This window comes from Caballeronia sp. GAWG2-1, assembly GCF_023631405.1.
Taxonomy (GTDB): Bacteria; Pseudomonadota; Gammaproteobacteria; order Burkholderiales; family Burkholderiaceae; genus Caballeronia.
Window position 1 is genome coordinate 99915 of the sequence record NZ_JALQDD010000037.1, and the last position, 18646, is coordinate 118560.

15 protein-coding genes are annotated in these 18646 nt (G+C 59.9%); 11 read left to right on the forward strand and 4 right to left on the reverse strand.

Annotated elements, in window-relative coordinates; translation table 11 throughout:
• Nucleotides 1-11: 11 nt before the first annotated feature.
• On the reverse strand, nucleotides 12-269 hold the full coding sequence (locus NCR98_RS24335) for a hypothetical protein (RefSeq protein ID WP_244830318.1): 258 nt from the start codon (nucleotides 267-269) through the stop codon (nucleotides 12-14).
• A gap of 513 nt (nucleotides 270-782) precedes the next feature.
• On the opposite strand from NCR98_RS24335, the gene NCR98_RS24340 reads away from it, so the two are divergent.
• The 8 genes from NCR98_RS24340 to NCR98_RS24375 all read left to right on the forward strand — a co-directional run bounded on the left by NCR98_RS24340 (nucleotide 783) and on the right by NCR98_RS24375 (nucleotide 10711).
• Entirely contained in the window at nucleotides 783-2807 is a 2025-nt protein-coding gene (locus NCR98_RS24340; protein WP_250527556.1) for an acyltransferase family protein, read from the forward strand.
• 172 nt (nucleotides 2808-2979) lie between these two features.
• A complete protein-coding gene (locus NCR98_RS24345) occupies nucleotides 2980-4110 on the forward strand; it encodes an acyltransferase family protein (protein ID WP_250527557.1) in 1131 nt (376 codons plus the stop codon).
• A 150-nt stretch (nucleotides 4111-4260) separates the two neighbouring features.
• On the forward strand, nucleotides 4261-5253 hold the full coding sequence (locus NCR98_RS24350; protein WP_250527558.1) for an ABC transporter substrate-binding protein: 993 nt from the start codon (nucleotides 4261-4263) through the stop codon (nucleotides 5251-5253).
• 35 nt (nucleotides 5254-5288) lie between these two features.
• Nucleotides 5289-6278 (forward strand): quinone oxidoreductase family protein, encoded by a 990-nt coding sequence (locus tag NCR98_RS24355; protein ID WP_250527559.1) that lies wholly within the window; start codon nucleotides 5289-5291, stop codon nucleotides 6276-6278.
• 94 nt (nucleotides 6279-6372) lie between these two features.
• On the forward strand, nucleotides 6373-7680 hold the full coding sequence (locus NCR98_RS24360; RefSeq protein WP_250527560.1) for an MFS transporter: 1308 nt from the start codon (nucleotides 6373-6375) through the stop codon (nucleotides 7678-7680).
• Nucleotides 7677-8354 (forward strand): response regulator transcription factor, encoded by a 678-nt coding sequence (locus NCR98_RS24365; protein ID WP_244830328.1) that lies wholly within the window; start codon nucleotides 7677-7679, stop codon nucleotides 8352-8354. The genes NCR98_RS24360 and NCR98_RS24365 overlap by 4 nt, the downstream gene beginning before the upstream one ends.
• Entirely contained in the window at nucleotides 8335-9738 is a 1404-nt protein-coding gene (locus NCR98_RS24370) for a sensor histidine kinase (RefSeq protein WP_250527561.1), read from the forward strand. The genes NCR98_RS24365 and NCR98_RS24370 overlap by 20 nt, the downstream gene beginning before the upstream one ends.
• Before the next feature lie 130 nt (nucleotides 9739-9868).
• On the forward strand, nucleotides 9869-10711 hold the full coding sequence (locus NCR98_RS24375) for a PA4780 family RIO1-like protein kinase (RefSeq protein ID WP_250527562.1): 843 nt from the start codon (nucleotides 9869-9871) through the stop codon (nucleotides 10709-10711).
• A 31-nt stretch (nucleotides 10712-10742) separates the two neighbouring features.
• Here NCR98_RS24375 and NCR98_RS24380 read toward each other — a convergent pair whose 3' ends face one another.
• The 3 genes from NCR98_RS24380 to NCR98_RS24390 all read right to left on the reverse strand — a co-directional run bounded on the left by NCR98_RS24380 (nucleotide 10743) and on the right by NCR98_RS24390 (nucleotide 14115).
• Nucleotides 10743-11585, reverse strand: coding sequence for a polysaccharide deacetylase family protein (locus NCR98_RS24380; protein WP_250527563.1), 843 nt, complete (start codon nucleotides 11583-11585; stop codon nucleotides 10743-10745).
• Entirely contained in the window at nucleotides 11582-12664 is a 1083-nt protein-coding gene (locus NCR98_RS24385) for a glycosyltransferase family 4 protein (protein ID WP_250527564.1), read from the reverse strand. Before NCR98_RS24385 ends, NCR98_RS24380 begins: the two co-directional genes overlap by 4 nt.
• 722 nt (nucleotides 12665-13386) lie before the next feature.
• Entirely contained in the window at nucleotides 13387-14115 is a 729-nt protein-coding gene (locus NCR98_RS24390) for a GlcG/HbpS family heme-binding protein (protein WP_244830334.1), read from the reverse strand.
• 386 nt (nucleotides 14116-14501) lie between these two features.
• Between NCR98_RS24390 and NCR98_RS24395 the strand changes: the two genes are divergently transcribed.
• Genes NCR98_RS24395 through NCR98_RS24405 form a run of 3 tightly spaced genes read left to right on the forward strand, consistent with a single transcriptional unit; the run spans nucleotide 14502 to nucleotide 17513 of the window.
• Nucleotides 14502-16241 (forward strand): pyrroloquinoline quinone-dependent dehydrogenase, encoded by a 1740-nt coding sequence (locus NCR98_RS24395; protein ID WP_250527565.1) that lies wholly within the window; start codon nucleotides 14502-14504, stop codon nucleotides 16239-16241.
• Between the two features lie 55 nt (nucleotides 16242-16296).
• On the forward strand, nucleotides 16297-16854 hold the full coding sequence (locus NCR98_RS24400) for a c-type cytochrome (RefSeq protein WP_250527567.1): 558 nt from the start codon (nucleotides 16297-16299) through the stop codon (nucleotides 16852-16854).
• A gap of 41 nt (nucleotides 16855-16895) precedes the next feature.
• Entirely contained in the window at nucleotides 16896-17513 is a 618-nt protein-coding gene (locus NCR98_RS24405) for an ankyrin repeat domain-containing protein (protein ID WP_250527568.1), read from the forward strand.
• Nucleotides 17514-18646 lie beyond the last annotated feature (1133 nt).

The window sequence follows — 18646 nt, forward strand, 5'->3', positions numbered from 1 at the left end:
ACTAAATTGCCTTACTGCGGCGCGGCGTTCGTCGTCGTACTGCTGCTCTTCTTGGCCTTCGAGTGCTTCTTGGGAAACGTCGAGTGCTTGCCGGTCGGGCCCGAAGGCGAGCCGGTTTCGCCGTCGCCGTTGGGCGTACCGACGCCGACGCCACCCCGACCCGCGCCGTTGCTGCCCGGCTCGCCCGCGCCATTCCCTTGCGCGAACGCGCCGCACGACAAGCCGAGCGTCAGTGCCGAGACAAGAATGCCTTTAGTTACGATCTTCATATTGTCCTCTTGATGTTGATAGTCGGCCGCGAGCAGATCCCGCGGCATGGAAGCGTCTAAGGCAATCCGCGTGCCGACAAATCCGGCGTCGAATTGAGACGAACGCTTGTGCGTCAACGAGTACGGGACTTGATGCTTTCAAGCCACCGTCGGGGAGATTAACACTCTTGTTCGAACCATTGACGTTTGCGTGACGTCGGGAGGGCGAGGTCAACCGCGTGCGGCGAATAATCGAACAAACAACATGTCGTGGCGCGAGAACAACTCAACGCTTTCTTCGTTTTCAGGGTGAACACTTGGACCGCATCGCCGCTCGGCCCTTTGCTGGCGGCCTATCTAACCGCGTGCCGCTGGCACGTCGCGAACACTCCTGGTGCGCTAACGAACCCAGCGACATCGTTTTCAGCGGAAGCAACAAAACAACCCGGTTATTGTTCTTACGATTGCTGAAGGAGGCGGCGCCGTAATTCTTTAGACGGCGCCTCGATCCATCCAGACCTTAGAAACGAATCCATGCAAACAACGAGAATGCCCGCCGAGACGGGCCTTGCTGGCGAACGGCGCGCGGAATCCGCCGTCCGCACGGCGTTCCGCTACGACATCAATGGCCTGCGCGCGTGGGCAGTGCTTCCCGTCGTCCTCTTTCACTTCGGCATTCCGGGTTTTTCCGGCGGCTTCGCCGGGGTCGATGTGTTCTTCGTCATTTCTGGCTTTCTGATGACTGGAATTGTCGTCGCGGCGCTCGAGCGCGGCCGCTTCTCGCTGGTCGATTTCTATCTGTCGCGCGCGGTGCGTATCGTGCCGCCGCTTATCGCGTTGTGCGTAGTCTTGCTCGGAGTCGGTTGGTTCTGGCTCGTGCATGTCGATTATCGGGAGCTCTCGCTTAACGCGGCCTCCGCGCTCACGTTCGTTTCCAATGTCCTTTTCTGGAGACGCTCAGGCTATTTCGATTCGGCGTCGCATGAGAAGTGGCTCCTGCACACGTGGTCGTTGTCCGTGGAATGGCAGTTCTATCTGTTGCTGCCGCTCGCAGCCGCATTCGCATGGCGCTGGCGGCGCAGAGCCGGGGTCATTGCGCTGTTGTCCGCTGCAGGCGTGGCGTCGCTGAGTTGGTCGATTTATGCCACGTCGCGCTGGCCCGACGCCGCGTTCTATCTCCTGCCAAGCCGCGCGTGGGAAATGCTCGCCGGAGGCATGGTCTGGCTTTACGCCGGACAGCGCAAGTTGCCCGCCGCGCTCACGCGTGTGCTCGAAGGCGTCGGACTTGCGTTGATCGCGCTGGCGGTCGTGCGCTTCGATTCCAGCCTCAGTTGGCCCGGCGGCTTTGCAATCGTGCCCGTGCTCGGCGCGGCATTGGTCATCGCGGCATCGAGACAGCGCTCCATGTTCACGGGCAACGGCATCGTGCAATGGCTCGGCACGCGTTCGTATTCGCTCTACCTTTGGCACTGGCCGGTCGCGGTGTTGCTGGTCTACTCCGATCGTCTGCACGATCCCATGAGTATCGCGGGCGGTATCGTTGCGGCCGTGCTGCTTGGCGAGGCGTCTTATCAACTCATCGAACGGCCGACGCGCGCATATCTCGCTCGCGCGACGAAGCCCGCACGCTTGCTGTATCTGGGCACGGCGATGGTAGGCGTGACCCTCGTCGCCATTGGCGCGCGATATCAGCACGTCCCCAACCGCGTGCCGGAGTTGTGGGACATGGCCGCGAACGAGCAACTCGATTTCAGCCCGATGCGCGACCAATGCCTCGCGTCGTCCGGAGGCAAATCGCCGGCTTGTACGTTCGGCAGTGGTCCACTTCGGGCGATCGTGCTCGGCGACAGCCACGCCGATGCAATGGTGAGCGCCGTCCAGAAAGCACTGCCCAACGGTTCGATCATGGAGCTGAGTTACTCGGGCTGTCCGACGATCTACGGTGAGCATGCGGTCCCGGGTTCGCGCGATGCCGACGAGCAATGCGCCAACTTCAACGCTTGGGCCTTGCGCAAGCTGGCATCGATCGACTCGGCCATCCCCGTGTTGATCGTCAATCGCACGTCGGACTATGCGTTGGGTCCGATCGATGGCAGCGCACTCAGTCACCATCCGCTGGTCTATTTCTCGCGCCCGTACGATTCGCCGACGCCCGCGTTCCTCGCGGAGTATGCGCAGCATCTCGTGGCATCGGCTTGTCTGATCGCGAAGTCGCATCCGGTCTATCTCGTGCAGCCGGTGCCGGAGATGCCATTCGAGGTGCCGCAAGCCGTGTCGCGTCAGTTGATGTTCAAGCGGGGCACCAACGACCTGTCCATTCCGCTCGACGACTACGACAGGCGTAACCATGTCGTGCGGATGGCGCAGGAAGCGGCGGCGGTGCAATGCGGCATCAAACTTCTCGATCCCAAGCCGCGCCTTTGCGATCACGGGCGATGCTGGGCGAGTCAACAACTGAGACCGCTGTACTACGACGCGGATCACCTGAGCGAATTCGGCAACAAGCGCCTGGTTCCGATGTTCCGTGAAGCCTTTGCGCAATCCATTGCTATGCGTTAGAAGAGACGAGCTAAGCCTCGGCCGCAGATAATTACAAATACATTCGGTAAATTAGAAAATCGTAAGATTATGTTCTGCACGAGTATCGGGACACCGTACTCCACCGCACTTTTCAAAATTTTCACGATTGGTAAATTCGCGCAAACCTAACAAAAAAGGCAGCGAGGGATTAATGGCAGAGACCAACAATAGATATGAGGCGCTGGACGGCCTCAGGGGCGTGGCCGCGCTCGCGGTCATGATTTCCCACCTCAGTCAGGAAATGCTTTTCAGGAACGCTTATGAAGCGGTCGATTTATTTTTCGTGCTGAGCGGTTTTGTCATCGCGCATTCTTACGGCGCGCGGTTGCAGAACGGCATGACCAACGCGGAATATATAAAGAGGCGCATTATCCGGCTTTATCCGATGCTCATATTTTCGCTGCTGATCGGGCTACCCGTTTTCATCGAGGCGGGGCGCGAGGGGCTCACGAACTTCTCGTCGGGGAACATCATTTCTTCGACGCTCTATAACTCGTTTCTCGCGCCGTATATCGGCGAGCTGGGCGGTCCCATTTTCCCCAGTAATCCGCCCGCGTGGTCGCTCTTCTTCGAAATGGTGGCCAGCCTTTCGTTCGTGTTGATCGTCAGGCTGCAAATGCGCTCGATATTCAAGATGATCCTTCTGAGCGCGGCGGCGTTCCTGACGACGAGCGCGCTGACGACCATCGACCTGCATGGCCACGGTCTGTTCGATTTCGAGCAGGGCTGGTCCGGCAGCCGGTTCGACGGCGGATTTTTCCGCGTGGCCTTCGGTTTCCTGGTGGGTGTATTTCTCTACAACAAGAAAGATTCGATCACGAGAATCGCGACCGCGATCGTACCTCGCGCGTTCGCCAATATTTACTTTCTATTCACGCTCGTACTCGTTCTGTTTTTCTTTCCCATGTCGCTGCACGGGATTTACCCGATGTTCATTATCTTCGGCGTCGCGCCCTGGCTGGTGGCGTTCGGATCGACTGTACGTTGCACATCGGCGGTGGATATCAATATCGCGCGTTTTCTTGGCTGGATTTCCTACCCGATTTATCTGATCCACTATCCGATCGGGCAGGCGGTCTTTATGTACTTCGGAAAAGCGAACCAGTATGCGGTAGCGCCCATGCTGGCAACTTGCGCGATTACCATCGTGTGCGCGGTGCTCCTGACGAAGTTCGTGGAAGAGCCGATTCGCGCGTTTCTCGCCAAACGGTTTATTCGCTCTTCCAAAACTCAGGAGAGCGTAACCGAGCTCGGCATGCGAACGGATCAGCATCCGGTTTGAGGCCGCGCGCGAACGCATACCGTTCGCGCGTCGGGAAACTACGTAGAAAAGAGATGCTTCGCGGAAAGCATTCAGAAGGGCGCGGTTTCTTATACTCCTCGACATCACGACGCCTGCGACGACAGGCGCCCAGATAACAAGGAGACTTCGATGCCGCGTCGTGCAGGAACGTTTGGCCGCGCACTCATTTGCCTGATCGCGTCATGCGTGGCTCAAGTGAGCCTCGCGCAGCCGATCCGGCTCATGACCGGCGGCGCGGCCAAGCTCATCTATCTGCCTGTCGTGCTCGCGGATCGGCTTGGTTACTTCCGAAAGGAAGGGCTCGACGTGCGCGTGCTGTCCGTGCCGGCCGGCATCGATACTTCCACCGAACTGGTCGCGGGCGCAATCGAAGGCGCGGTGGGCTTCTACGATCACACCATCGGTCTGCAAAGCCGCGGCATGGACGTGCAGTCCGTCATCGTTCTCGGGCAGTCGGCCGGACTCATCGAGCTTGGCACGAACGGCATGCGCAACATGGCCGATGCCAAAGGCCGGCGCCTCGGCGTCACGGGCTTCGGTTCATCGACTTACTTTCTCACGCGCTACCTCGCCACGCGCGCCGGCCTCGCGCCCGACGCCTACACCATCGTTCCGCTGGCCAATGAAGCCGCCTTCGACAAAGCGCTTTCGAGCGGCGATGTCGATGCCGTCATGACCGAGGAGCCCACCGCCACGCGCCTCTTGTCGCGCGGCGCGGCAAAGCCGCTCGTCGACTTACGCAGTGTCGCCGATACGCAAAGGCAACTGGGCGGCCCATACGTCGGTGCCTGTCTTTATATGCGGCGCGACTGGATCGACGCGCATCCGGTTGAAACCGGCCGGCTCGCGCACGCGTTGCTCGACGCGCTGCGCTTCATCGGCACACACAGCGAGGCCGATATCGAGGCCGCCATGCCGGCATCGCTCAAGGGCAACGACCCGGCAATCTACCGCCAAGCCTTGTCCGTGATGAAGCCGGCGTTCTCCTCGACAGGCCGGATGCCTGCCGGTGCGCCATCGACCGTGCTCGCGACCCTTGCGGACATCGATACCGAGGTATCGGCGCGTCACGTCGATCTCACGCGAACCTGGACCGACCGTTTCGTCGCCGACGCGCACTGACGCGCCGCGACCTTCATTTCAATGGAGACATGCCGATGCGAGCCATTCAAATTCACGAGTACGGCGGACCCGAAGTGCTGCGGCGCGTCGATATCGAGATTCCGAAGCCGCGTGCGGGAGAAGTGCTGGTGCGCGTCGTCGCGGCCGGCATCAACTTCATGGACGTTCACACGCGACAAGGCAAGTATCGCGATTCGCGGACCTATCCCGTGAGCATTCCATGCACGCTCGGCATGGAAGGCGCGGGCGAAGTGGTTGCCGTGGGCGCGGGCGTGACCTCGTGCGGCAAGGGCGACCGAGTCGCGTGGTGCATCTCGTGGGGCGCCTACGCCGACTATGCGATCGTGCCCGCTGCGCGGCTTGCAGGCATTCCGGACGCGATTGCTTATGACGTCGCGGCCGCGTCGATCTTCCAGGGTTCGACCGCGCACTATCTGCTCGACGACGTGGCAAGGCTCGAAGCGGGAATGACTTGCCTCGTGCATGCGGCATCGGGCGGCATCGGCCAGTTGCTCGTGCAGTTGGCAAAACGGCGCGGCGTGGAAGTATTCGCGACGACGAGCACTCTGGACAAGGCGGCCATCGCAAAGGCGCGCGGCGCCGATCACGTGCTGCTCTACGGGAACGGCGGCTTCGCGGATCGCACCCGCGAGTTGACCAACGGCCGTGGCGTCGACGTCGTGTTCGACGCGGTCGGCAAGACTACCCTGCGCGACAGCTTCCGGGCAGCGCGTGTGCGCGGACTCATCGTGAACTACGGGTCCGTCACCGGTCCCATGCGCGACCTCGATCCGTACGAACTCGGCGAGGCCGGTTCGCTCTTTCTCACGCGCCCGCGCCTGGCCGACCATCTCGCCGATGCGACCACCGTGCAGCGACGCGCCGACGACATCTTCGCCGCCATCGTCGAAGGCGCGTTGCGCGTGGAGATCAACGGGCGCTACACGATGGATAACGTCGAGGCGGCGCATGCCGCGCTCGAAGAACGTCGTCAGTCCGGTAAGGCGGTCATGGAAATCGGTTGACCGCTTCACTCACAGGCATCGCATGACTTTTTTCTTCCGGCGCTCGCCGTGCCGCGCCGGTGACGCAACTCGTCCTTTTGCAGAAGGGGACCTCATGGCACCCGTTATTCAAGACCGTACCGAATCGCCGTTTCGATCAGTGTTCCGCGTGGTCAGCGGCAACTTTCTCGAGATGTTCGACTTCACCGTCTACGCTTATTACGCGAGCGCGATTGCGCACACGTTCTTTCCCTCGGATAACGAGTTCGTATCGCTGCTTCTCTCGCTCTCGGTGTTCGGCGCGGGCTTCGTCATGCGTCCGGTCGGCGCGCTCGTGCTCGGCGCGTATGTCGATCGCCACGGGCGTCGTCGCGGCCTGATCCTCTCGCTATGGCTCATGGCCGTGGGCACCGCGTGCGTGGCGTTCGTTCCCGGCTACGCGTCGATTGGCGTGGCGGCACCCATCGTCGTGCTGATCGGGCGGTTGCTGCAGGGCTTTTCGGCCGGTGTCGAACTGGGCGGCGTGTCGGTTTATCTCGCCGAGATCGCGACGCCGGGCAAGCGTGGCTTCTTCTGCTCGTGGCAATCCGGCAGCCAGCAAGTGGCGGTGATCTTCGCGGCTTCGCTCGGCGTGCTGCTGAATCAGTTGCTGCCGGTCGCCGACGTCAACGCATGGGGCTGGCGTATCCCGTTTCTGATCGGCTGCCTGATCGTGCCGTTCCTGTTCATGATTCGCCGCACGCTGCGCGAGACCGACGAGTTCGCCGCGCGCAAGCATCATCCGAGCATGGGCGAGATCATGATGTCGATGGTCGAGAACGCCGGGCTGATTGTGGCGGGCATGGGGCTCGTCATCATGACGACCGCGTCGTTCTATCTGATCACGACCTACACGCCCACTTTCGGCCGATCGGTGCTGCATCTTTCGTCGCTCGATTCGCTTATCGTCACCGTCTGCGTGGGCGTGTCGAACCTCGTGTGGCTGCCCATTTCCGGCGCCGTGTCCGACCGCGTCGGCAGGCGGCCCATCCTGCTCATCTTTACCGCGCTGACCATCCTGACCTCGTATCCGGCGATGCAATGGCTCGTCGCGGCGCCGTCGTTCGAGCGTCTGCTCGCGGTGGAACTGTGGCTCTCGGTGCTCTATGCGTGGTACAACGGGGCGATGGTGGTCGCGCTCACCGAGCTGATGCCGGCGAACGTGCGCACGACCGGTTTTTCGATGGCGTACAGCCTCGCCACGATGGTGGGAGGCTTCACGCCGGCCATATCGACTTCGCTGATCCACTTCACCGGCGACAAGGCGGCGCCCGGCGCATGGATGGCCGTGGCCGCGCTGTGCGGCGCAATCGCGACGCTCGTCCTTTACCGGTCGCGCGAAGCCCGCAATGGATACCGGTGGCAAAGCGTTCCGGAGCAATGAAACTTCTGCTGATCGAAGACAACCGCCAGCTGGCGCACTGGCTGAGCAAGACGCTGACCGACGAGGGCTTCCTCGTCGAGCATGTGCCCGATGGCGAAACCGCCGGAGCGGCGCTCGCCGGCACGCGCTATGACGTCGTGCTGCTCGACCTCAACCTGCCCGGCATGTCGGGCAAGGCGGTCCTGCGGCGCATGCGCGACCAGGCCAACGACACGCCCGTGCTGGTTCTGACGGCCACGGGCGACATCGGCGAAAAGGTGATTTGCCTGGCGGATGGCGCCGACGATTACGTCGTCAAGCCGTTCGACGAACGCGAACTGATCGCGCGTATCAAGGCGCTTGCGCGGCGGCACGCGCCGGTGCGCTCGAACCGCTTACGCTGCGGCACCTTGCTCTACGACATGGACCGGCGGCAATTTTTCGTCGGCGATGACGCGCTGTCGCTCACGCCGCGCGAACACGCGGTACTCGAAGCGCTCATTCTGCAAACCGGGCGGACGGTCTCGAAGGCCGTGCTCGCCGAAGCCTTGAACGACCGCGACGCGCCACCGAGCGGCGACGCCATCGAGATCTACGTCTCGCGGGTCAGGAAGAAAATCGAAAAGAGCACGGCGGCGATCATTACGTTGCGCGGGCTCGGCTATCTGCTGGAACATGAAGAGCCGCAAGCATAGCCTGCGCGCGCGGCTCCTGATCTGGCTGATCGTTCCGACGACGATCTTCGGGATCGTCGCGGGATGGGCCACGCACTTGAACGCGCGGCGCACGGCCGATCTGCTGCAGGACGCGGCGTTGCTTGCCGCTGCACGCGTGATGGCCGCCGATGTGCGCTGGAACGACAACGATCTGGTGGCTTCGGTATCGCCGAGCACGATTCAGATCGTCGGCACGCCCGAAGGCGATCAAGTGTTCTATCGCATCGAGATCGCGGGCGGCGCGGTGATCGCGGGAACATCCGACTTTCCGCGGACGCGTCTGAGCGCCTCTCCGCAGTGGTACGACGCGCAGGTGGCAGGCTCGCCCATTCGCGCCGTATCGCTTAAACGCGCCATGTTCGACAATGGCAAAACCATCGAACTGGTCGTCTCCATAGGCCGCACGCTCGTTGCCCGCGACGCGCTGGTTGCATCGCTCTGGACGCCGCAGATTGCTTATATTCTCGGCAGCATCGCGGTTGCCATGATCCTGATCTGCACCGGGCTCGCACTCGAGTTGCGACCACTCGAGAAGCTCGCGAGCGGCTTGGCCGTTCATCCGCTCAAGAGCAAGGAGCGAATCGACGCGACAGGTCTTCCGGTGGAACTGCATCCACTCGTCACGGCGTTCAATGCATCGCTCGATGTCATCGAACGGCAAACGGCGACGCAGCGCCGGTTCATCGCCGATGCCGCGCATCAGATACGCACGCCGCTTACGTTGCTCGGGTCGCAGCTTCAGTACGCGCGCCGCCAGCACGGTTTAGACGAAGTGAGGGAAACGCTCACTGCCATGCATCAAAGCAACCGCGCAATGGTGACGCTGATCAATCAGCTTCTCATGCTCGCCCAGGCCGAAGCCGCCGACTACACCGCTTACGAAGGCGAGGCGGTGGACTTACGCGCGGTCATCACGCTGGCCGTCGAGAAGCTCGCGCTCGTGGCGCGGCGGCGCGATATCGAACTGGCTGTAGCGTTCGAAGGTGCGCTCGTCGTGACGGGAAGCGAGCCGCTCTTGTCGGCCGTGTTTTCCAATCTCATCGATAACGCCATACGCTACTCGCCGCGCGGCACGCGCGTCACGGTCGATGCCAAGGAAACGCACGTGAACGTGACCGTCAGCGTCGTGGATGAAGGGCCGGGCATTCCGGCGACGTTGCGCGAGCGCGTTTTCGAGCCGTTCTTCCGGGCATCGGCAGAAGAAGGCAGCGGACTTGGACTCGCGATTGCCAAGGAGATCGTGCGGGCGCACGGCGGCGTGGTTGCGATCCACGACGCGCCGGGAGGCGTGGGAGCAATGGCGGAGGTGGTTCTGGCGCGCGAACAGGAGCCGAGGCGGCCGTCCGCGCGCACCCCCGTATAATTCGGCATGAATCGCACAATCTGCCCTTTGGCTGCGCCGCTCTTTTCCATGGCGTCGGTCCGCCAGTCTTCCGCTTGCGGAACGTTACGCATCTCGAACGCTCGCGCCACGAGCCCCATCCGAGGCTCGCATGAAAACGCCTAAACGCCTCATACCGCTTCTCGAAGAAGGACTCATCGACGAGGTCATCAGCCAGCTCATGAGCGGCAAGGAAGCTACCGTCTACGTCGTGCGCTGCCAAGACGCGACGCGTTGCGCCAAGGTCTACAAGGACGCGAAGCAGCGCAGCTTCCGGCAGGCATCGTCGTATCGGGATGGCCGCAAGGTCAAGAACAGCCGGCAAGCGCGCGCGATGGAAAAAGGCACGCGTTACGGCCGCGAAATGCAGGAAGCGTTGTGGCAGAACGCCGAGGTCGATGCGCTGTTTCGCCTGGCCAATGCGGGCGTGCGCGTGCCTCAACCCTTCATCTGCACCGACGGCGTGTTGCTGATGGAACTCGTCGTCGATGATTCGGGAAACGTGGCGCCGCGCCTCAACGACGTTCACCTGACCGAAGCACGCGCGCTGGAACTGCACGCAATGCTGCTCAAGCAAGTTGTGCGCATGCTGTGCGCGGGCGTGATTCACGGCGACTTGTCGGAATACAACATTTTGCTGGCGGCCGAAGGTCCGGTGATCATCGACTTGCCTCAGGCCGTCGATGCGGCGGGCAACAACGAAGCCGCGCCCATGCTCAAGCGCGACGTCGACAACCTCGCGAGTTACTTCGGTCAGTTCGCGCCAAAACTTCTGCGCACCGACTACGGAACGGAGATATGGTCGCTGTTCGAAGCGGGCGGCCTGCATGTCGATGTCGCATTGACCGGTCACGTCGAAGCGCCCACTGGCCCTGTCGATCTCGATAGCGTGTTGCAAGAGATCGAAGACACGCGCCTGGAAGAAGACGCGCGCGTGCGGCGAGAGCAGGACTGAGCGCAGATCGGGTTCGGCTATCGCTTACCGCTTACCGCTTGACGCTGAGGTAAGCGCGGCTCACCAACGGCCGGCTATGCACCCACATACGCGAACGAAGCCACGATGCCGGGCGATCTCTCACCTCGAGACGTCGGATCGATCCACGCGCTTCGTTCGATGCCTCTTGTCCGCGCGAATTGGTCCCGGGATGACAGGTATAAAAGTGGCTAAAGCCCGCGTCCAGTGCGACTTCGCGATAGTCCTCGTCGTAATAGCCTTGCGGCCAGCATAGATGGTCCGATACCTGGCCCAGCCGCGCGTTCAAGGTCGCGCGCGAAGTCTTCAAATCTTCACTGAGGCGCTGCCGCTTCTCATCGGCCGATGCGGTCTTCTGGTCCCAACGAACATGCGTATGCGTATGGCTATGAAATTCGAACGTGCCGGCATGGCGCATCGCATCGATTTCTGACCAGCGCAGGATCGTGTCGTCGGCGCGTCCTTCTTCGATAGCGCGTTCGCCCGCGTGATGGTCGAGCAGTGCGGGCAATGCATGGGCTGGCGCGTTGGCTGCATTGGGCCGCACGTTGCCATCGCCCGGCCAGTTGCTGACGAGAAAGCACAGTGCGGTAAATCCGTGACGCTGCAGCACCGGATGTGCATGGACCCAGTTATCCAGATAGCCATCGTCGAAGGTAATGACGAACGAGCGCTCCGGCATCTCTTCGCCGCGTAGAAACGCCGCGAGTTGCACGGCGCCGATCGTGCGATACCCCGCGCTCGCGAGATACGCCATTTGCTCCGCAAAATGCTCGGGCTTGACGGTGATCATGCCCGGCGACGGACTGACGTGGTGATACATCAACACGGGAATGGCGCGCGCTTGTTGTTTCATCGGCGAGTTTCCCTCTCTTTCAATGCGCGCCGGTAGAAGAGCGCGGTTTCGTATGCCATGTTTGCAATGGTGAAGCCGCGTTCGGTGATACGCATGCCATTGGTGCGCAGACGTTCACGTAAGCCGGGTTCGTCGATCATGCGAGCGATAGCCGCGCGCAATGCCGGCGGATTGCGCGGCGGTACCAGCAGACCATTTACATCGTCTTCGATCAATTCGGGCACGCCGTCCACACTCGTGCCGATGACGGGCAGGCCCGCGGCCATCGCTTCGATGAACGCTTGGCCGAGCGCTTCCTGATGCGTCGGCAGCACGAAGAAATCACTGCCTCGCAAAATGTTGGGGACGTCGGTACGAAAACCGAGCAGATGGATGCGACTCGCAAGACCCAGACGCGTCACGATGCCTTCTATGCGTTCGAAAGCGGGACCATCCCCGGCCATCACGATATGCAGGTGTGGATGCGTGTTGAATAAAGGCCGTACCGCGTCGATCAGATCTTCGTGTCCCTTCTCGTCGCGCATGATCGCCACCATGCATGCGATGGTTGCATCCGGCCCGAGTTTGAGTTCGTCTCGCAGCGACGAATGCGTGGCGCGCTCGGTCGCGATGCCGTCGTGGATAGTCTCCACGCGCTTCTCGGAGACCCCAGCCGAGATCAGATAGCGGCGCACGAAATGACTGACCGCGATGACGCGATGAGGAATCCACGTATAAGTAGCGAGGGAACTGATAGGCAATGCGAGATGCCGCGTACGCACGACGAGAGGCGTTCCCGCCAATCGGGCGGCCGTGCCGGCAACCAGACTGTCGTGACCGCTGTGCGTGTTGAGCACATCGTAAGCACGGCGTTGCAACAGCGCCTTGATTCTCATCATGGAGCGCACGTCGCCGCCGCTTCGCATGCGCGCGTGGTGCACGGCGAAGCCAAGCTCGGTTGAACGAATGCCGAGACGTGCATCGCTCGGACACAGCAGTTCCACGCTATGGCCGCACTCACGCAGCGCGACCATCTCCTTGAGCGTACGGATTTCCTGACCGCCCCATCCCTTCGAGGACTCGCTATGTAGGATCTTCAACGCACTAATCTCCAAGGCCTTTGCGTCATTAAAAAAAACGTTTAGGAAATTTTTGGTAATAATTCGATTGGCTTTCTGCCTTCATGTCTCTAGTAAAGGAAATGAAGGGGAGAAAAGAAAAAGTCTTTGAGGATTTTTCTAGCCGAGGGATGAGACAGGCCGCTTCAAACGAAGCAGGTCTGGATCCTCTGCAGAGAATTCGGCTCGATGTCCATCACGGCAAGCGAAGAGGTCGCTACCATGCGGATGCCTGGCATCGATAGCTAACGGGGATGTCTTACTTGCGGTTGACCAACAGCATGCAATTTTTTTGCTATAGCAGAAATAGCTTAACGTGCTTCTAAAGAGGTCGTTAGTTTTTTTAGGCGACTATAGGTCGACATTCGCCGCTGAGACGGTGGCAAACGTATGCGAGTAGCTTTTGGCTAAGAAAGTCGTGGTGCCGAAGCTCGTAGGCTTAGTACCTTGCAATTTTCCGCTACCTAAGCGTGAGAGTCTCATTCGCTTGCAATGGACAATGCCGCAAAGAACGATGCGTCGTTAAGCAAAAGCTAAAAAGATGCGTCTATCAGTTAATGGCAAGCGACTTCATTTGGTTTCGGCTTTGACAGCGGCGCAATCGTTTGCTCATCGACAGGGCGCTTATCGCTTATGCGCTCAAAACACGTCGATGCCGATCAGTCGGACGGGCCGTCCTCTGCCCGTCGCGTCATTGAAGGCGGTCAGTGCGGAATATTCTCGACTCCGCTTGCGCTTAGATCGCTCGGGAAGCAGTGAGGCTGTTCGAATCCCATCGGCGAGGCTCCGGTCGAGTATTTGATATTGTCAGTGTTGTTCGGTCCTTCGCCAGCAGGCACGGAGCCAAGTCCTGCAAGCTTGCGCATGCGATAGGCAATCGCATGGTCCGCGCACGAACTGTCACCGCTCACGCCAAGGCCGCCAATTACTTTTCCACCGGCGTAGAGCGCCACGCCGCCGCCGAAGGTGATCACACCGCCCACGCTATGGTTGATCCCGCTTCCTTGCTCCAGGAAGCGCGCGTCGAAGGGATTGGAATTGTTCAACCCATAAAGCGATCCGCCCGGCTGCGTGGCGGCATAAAGATTTGCGGTGGAAAGCGCAAGCGCATCGTTGCTAAAACCGTTTGCGGTGTACGCCTTGGCTATTGCTATGGCGCGACTGCCAGGCCATGCATCGCCGGTCTTGGTGACCGAACATAGATGACCCTCGCGGTCGACGATGGCGGCCCACATCCGGTTGGGCTTGAAAATTCCGCCGTTCGAGTCGGATAGATTGACGACGGTGTAAAGCTGTCGTTCGACGAGAGAAATCGTTCCTTGTGGAAGCGTGCACCGGCCGGTAGGGACATCGTCGTAATCGTGTGCGTAGATAAATGAGGAAGCCGAAATAAGCACACCCACGGCCAAGCACTTCGCGACTTTTTCAAGCATGGCGATTCTCCCGACAAGAGACGTTTAAGGAAGGAACAAGAAGGGGTTATGAATTTTTATTTTGGTAAGCCGTAGTAGGCCGAATGGAATAGAACGAGCGTTTAATCGCTAAGGAATATGGGCTTTCGAACATTCAAGAATGCGCCATTAATTTACGTGTAATGGATTCGTATGTGTGAGCTTGGGCCGTGTCGGGAAGGGTATATAGGTGATAGAAGTGTCGGCTGAAGAATGAATCGCTTGGCACGAGCCGCGCGGCTGGTATCAATACGCTCTGGAAGTGCCTCGTTAAATTGCCTATGCTTTTTCTCGGATTCCGCGCGTTTCGCGACGCGCATTTCGAATCCAGCCCACAGGCGCAGAAGAAAACGAATAAGGAGACCGTCATGGCAGGCTATCCCCGTGCTTTGCTTGGTTCAGTCGCGGCTCTTGTCGGCGCTTTCGGAATGATTACAGCGCCTGCGGCTTACTCTGCCGACGAAATCCAGAACGCCAACACTACGGCCACAGCGCCGGTTCCCACGTCATTGCGGCCGATATCGCAGGCGCAACTCGATGCCGCCGCGAACGACAGCGCCTCATGGCTGCATTCGAACGGATCGTATGCCGAGACGCGTTATGCGCCGGCAGCGCAGATCAATCGTTCAAACGTAGCCAAGCTGAAGCCGGCATTTATCTTCCAGACGGCGGTGATGGAGTCGATGGAAACCGCGCCGATCGTATCCAACGGCGTCATGTTTCTCACGACCTCCTACAACCACGTCTATGCAATCGACGCGGTCACCGGCAAGGAGTTCTGGCATTACAAGCACAAGATGGGACCGGTTACGACCTTTTGCTGCGGACCGAATAATCGCGGCGTCGCCATATCCGGCGACCGCCTGTATATGGGCACGCTCGACGCCAAGCTCGTCGCGCTCGATGCAAAGACCGGCAGCGTCGTGTGGACCTCGCAGATCGCGGACCCGGAGGACGGCTATTCGGAAACGATGGCGCCGGTCGTCGTCGATGGCAAGGTGTTGATCGGCACGAACGGCGGCGAGTACGGCATACGTGGTTTCGTCAAGGCATTCGACGCGAACTCAGGTCAATTGCTCTGGACCTTCTACACCATTCCCGACTCCGGCAGCGAAGGCGTGTGGGCCGAGAACGACGCCGCGGGCCGCAACATGAAGCGCGATATCGAGGCGGAGAAAAAGACGCTCGCGGAAAAAGGCCACGACTTCGAGAAGACGCTTGGCGGCGGTGTGTGGATGGCGCCTGCGGTCGATCGCGCGACACGTACGGTGTATTTCGTAGTGGGCAATCCCTCGCCGGACCTTCATGGCGCCATTCGTCCTGGCGACAATCTCTACACCGATTCGCTCGTCGCCATCGATCTCGATACCGGCAAGTACAAATGGCATTACCAATACATCGCGCACGATATGTGGGATCTGGATGCAGTGAGCCCACCAATCCTCATCGACGTAAAGGACAAGAGCGGACAGATGGTTCCGGCCATCATTCATGGCGGCAAGACCGGATTCGTCTATGTGCATGATCGCCGCGACGGTCACATCATCCGCATTTCCGAAGCGATGATTCCTCAAGAAGGCGTCTGGACCTTGCCGACAGCGACCGGCGCGCGCATGCTGCCGGGCGCGAACGGTGGCGTCGAATGGTCGCCCATGGCATTCAATCCGAAGACGCGCATGGCGTATGCGGCAAACTTGCATCAACCGATGACGTATCAGGTTGAAGACGCCGCTTATCCCGGCGGAAAACTATGGCTCGGCGGGGCATTCAAGACTATTCCAGCCGAGCAACAGTGGGGCAAGCTGGTTGCGGTGAATGTCGATACCGGCAAGATCGCATGGGGTTACAAGACGGATCAGCCCTTGATTGGCGGCGTGCTCGCGACTGCGGGAGGACTTGTCTTCAACGGTGAGGGTAATGGCCTCTTTCGCGCCTTCGATGCGAGTACCGGCCGCAAGTTGTGGGAGTTCCAATGCGGTGCGGGCGTGAACGCACCGGCCGTGTCGTACATGGTGAACGGCAAGCAATACGTCGCGGTCGCGGCGGGCGGCAACACGCAGCTGGACTTCAAGCGTGGCAATAGCCTTCTCGTGTTTGCGCTGCCTTGAGGTGACGATGCGTCCATCGAAACGCAAGAGAGACGAACGCATTCGTGTAGCGGGAATGGTCGCTTGCCTGTTGTTTTTAATGCCAGCGTTCGCGCGCGCCGATGCGCAGGCCGGCGCCGCCAAAGCCGTCGTATGCGTTGCATGCCACGGGCAGAACGGCAATTCGACGAGCGGCGATTATCCATCGCTCGCGGGTCAGACATCGCGCTATCTGTTCCTTGAATTACGCGATTTCAAGGCAGGCCGTCGAAGCGATCCACGCATGTCGCCGATGGCCGCCAATCTGTCGTCGGAAGACATGCACGATCTCGCCGATTACTTCGCGGCGCAGACACTCGTGTCGATCGATTTCAAGGCCGACCCGGTCAAGGTGGAGGCGGGCAAAAAGAAGTCCGATGAAGTGCTCTGCACGATGTGCCATCTCGGCGGCATGAAAGGGCAGAACGAAATACCGCGGGTCGCGGGTCAGCAGTATCCGTATATCGTGAAGCAACTGCAGGACTTCCGCGCGAAGAAGCGCACGAACGATGCGGGCAACATGACGAGCGTGACGAAGAACCTGACCGACGCGGACATCGAGAATCTTGCGAACTACGTCGCTAATCTGCAATGACCTTTTCCATACCGATTAGCAAAGCACTCGTGTTCGCATGCATGACGCTTGCGTTGCTCGACTCCGTTCATGCCGATGACGATGCCTATGCGCTCAACGAACGCTTGCTTAACGCGACTCGCAATGGCGACACGCATGCTGTGGTCGAGCTACTCGATCAAGGCGCGAAGATCGATTCGCGTAACCGTATAGGCGACACGCCGCTCATCAGCGCATGCAAGCGCGGCATGACGCCGATGGCGCACTTGTTGATCGAGCGCGGCGCTAATGTGAGCCAGGCTGACGTGCAGGGCATCACACCGTTGATGGCTGCCGCGTTCGACGGCAACGATGAAATCGTGGCGTTGCTTATTGCGCGACACGCGGATGCGGCGGCGACGGATCGCGTAGGCAAGACAGCGATGGAATATGCGGCTGGACTCGGGCAAACCGCGATCGTGCAGCGTCTATTAGACTCGGGTGTCGACGTGAACGCCGCGTATCACAATCATCTGACGGCGCTCATGTGGGCGGCGGGATACGATCGAGCGCAGACTGCGTCGATACTGCTTGCTCGTGGCGCGAATCGGGATTTGAAGGATGACCGCGGCAAGACTGCGCGGGAAATTGCCGATGAGACGCGCTCGGCTCATGTGGCGAGCTTGCTCAGCGCGCCATGATTGCTTTCGCTCGCGAGCGTGCAGTGCGCTTCAATCGTTAGTCGATTGGCGCAGTGCGTCGTTGCGCGGATGCATGTCCAATTTTGTTGCGGTCCAAGTCGCCGTGTGAATTGTCTCTTCTGCTCTCAAGCTTGATATGCACCGCTTTGCGAGAAGGCGTCGAGTGCTCTTCCAACACGCGCGGGTCTTGTCTCGAGAGTGGCATTCGCAAGATATTGCTCGATGTGCACCGTATGAATTCTCGGTTATTCGGACGGCTATGCTGGACGGTGTCTGTTAAATCAGTGAAGGAACTGGACCATAGCGTTGTTTGTATAGTCGGTTGATCCTGGCGTCCAGATCAGTTCGCCTGCATTCCTGCCTACCGAGCGTCCGTTCTCGCGTTCTCGGCACCTCGCCGTTTCCATAGCAAAAGCCCTTACTACTTCCGGCAAAAAAAAGCCGCCCGCAAAGCGGGGCGGCCAGAATGAACATGTCTTTAACCCGAGGACCATGTTCTTTGAGAGAAACTGAGTTAACGGATGCCCGTCTTGGTTCTTAAGCGTCAATTTAACGATACTTGCATTTTTTTGGAACATGATTGGGCATTTGTTGGACAGCAACCTTGCTTTTGTGTTGGGCGGCGAAACGGTGTTTCGTCTTGACGCTAGAAGGGAGCGCAGGAGTGGTCCACCAGCAGCGTAGCGCGACAGACAAGTGCGTGACCGGTGTCCGCCGATATAGCGCTCGCGGATGAGCGCTTCTGCCAGGCAAACCCTCGCACTCGAGTTGAGAACCGAGACAGTCGTCTTTTCATAGCCTCCACGCGAAACGAAGCGAAACCGACGTTTCGGCCACGCTAGAAACGAGTCAAGGAATTGAGGTTTGTCTGGCAGGCTAAGGGACGCAACGGCTGTAGTAAGTAACGAACGCCTTTTTTTCGCCGGCAAGTAAAGAGCGAAGAGCATCAGCTCGGAGAGACAGTGGAGGACTCTTCGGAGAGTCATCAGCTTCCAACTCAATACCGTGCGACAGCCAACGAAAAAAGCCCGCTAAAGAGCGGGCCAAAAAAAGCAGTTCACCCAGAGGGCCGCAAGGAGATACGGTCCTCTCGTTGAGGCTCGGACGTTATCGGCAAGAATCAACGAGAGAAG

What these genes read in the sequence shown, in the direction of transcription:
- NCR98_RS24405 (WP_250527568.1), top strand. Translation starts at nt 16,896, where the DNA reads ATGACGCTTGCGTTGCTCGACTCCGTTCATGCCGATGACGATGCCTAT.
- NCR98_RS24370 (WP_250527561.1), top strand. Translation starts at nt 8,335, where the DNA reads ATGAAGAGCCGCAAGCATAGCCTGCGCGCGCGGCTCCTGATCTGGCTG.
- NCR98_RS24400 (WP_250527567.1), top strand. Translation starts at nt 16,297, where the DNA reads ATGGTCGCTTGCCTGTTGTTTTTAATGCCAGCGTTCGCGCGCGCCGAT.
- NCR98_RS24355 (WP_250527559.1), top strand. Translation starts at nt 5,289, where the DNA reads ATGCGAGCCATTCAAATTCACGAGTACGGCGGACCCGAAGTGCTGCGG.
- NCR98_RS24340 (WP_250527556.1), top strand. Translation starts at nt 783, where the DNA reads ATGCAAACAACGAGAATGCCCGCCGAGACGGGCCTTGCTGGCGAACGG.
- NCR98_RS24345 (WP_250527557.1), top strand. Translation starts at nt 2,980, where the DNA reads ATGGCAGAGACCAACAATAGATATGAGGCGCTGGACGGCCTCAGGGGC.
- NCR98_RS24350 (WP_250527558.1), top strand. Translation starts at nt 4,261, where the DNA reads ATGCCGCGTCGTGCAGGAACGTTTGGCCGCGCACTCATTTGCCTGATC.
- NCR98_RS24375 (WP_250527562.1), top strand. Translation starts at nt 9,869, where the DNA reads ATGAAAACGCCTAAACGCCTCATACCGCTTCTCGAAGAAGGACTCATC.
- NCR98_RS24395 (WP_250527565.1), top strand. Translation starts at nt 14,502, where the DNA reads ATGGCAGGCTATCCCCGTGCTTTGCTTGGTTCAGTCGCGGCTCTTGTC.
- NCR98_RS24365 (WP_244830328.1), top strand. Translation starts at nt 7,677, where the DNA reads ATGAAACTTCTGCTGATCGAAGACAACCGCCAGCTGGCGCACTGGCTG.
- NCR98_RS24380 (WP_250527563.1), bottom strand. Translation starts at nt 11,585, where the DNA reads ATGAAACAACAAGCGCGCGCCATTCCCGTGTTGATGTATCACCACGTC.
- NCR98_RS24360 (WP_250527560.1), top strand. Translation starts at nt 6,373, where the DNA reads ATGGCACCCGTTATTCAAGACCGTACCGAATCGCCGTTTCGATCAGTG.
- NCR98_RS24390 (WP_244830334.1), bottom strand. Translation starts at nt 14,115, where the DNA reads ATGCTTGAAAAAGTCGCGAAGTGCTTGGCCGTGGGTGTGCTTATTTCG.
- NCR98_RS24335 (WP_244830318.1), bottom strand. Translation starts at nt 269, where the DNA reads ATGAAGATCGTAACTAAAGGCATTCTTGTCTCGGCACTGACGCTCGGC.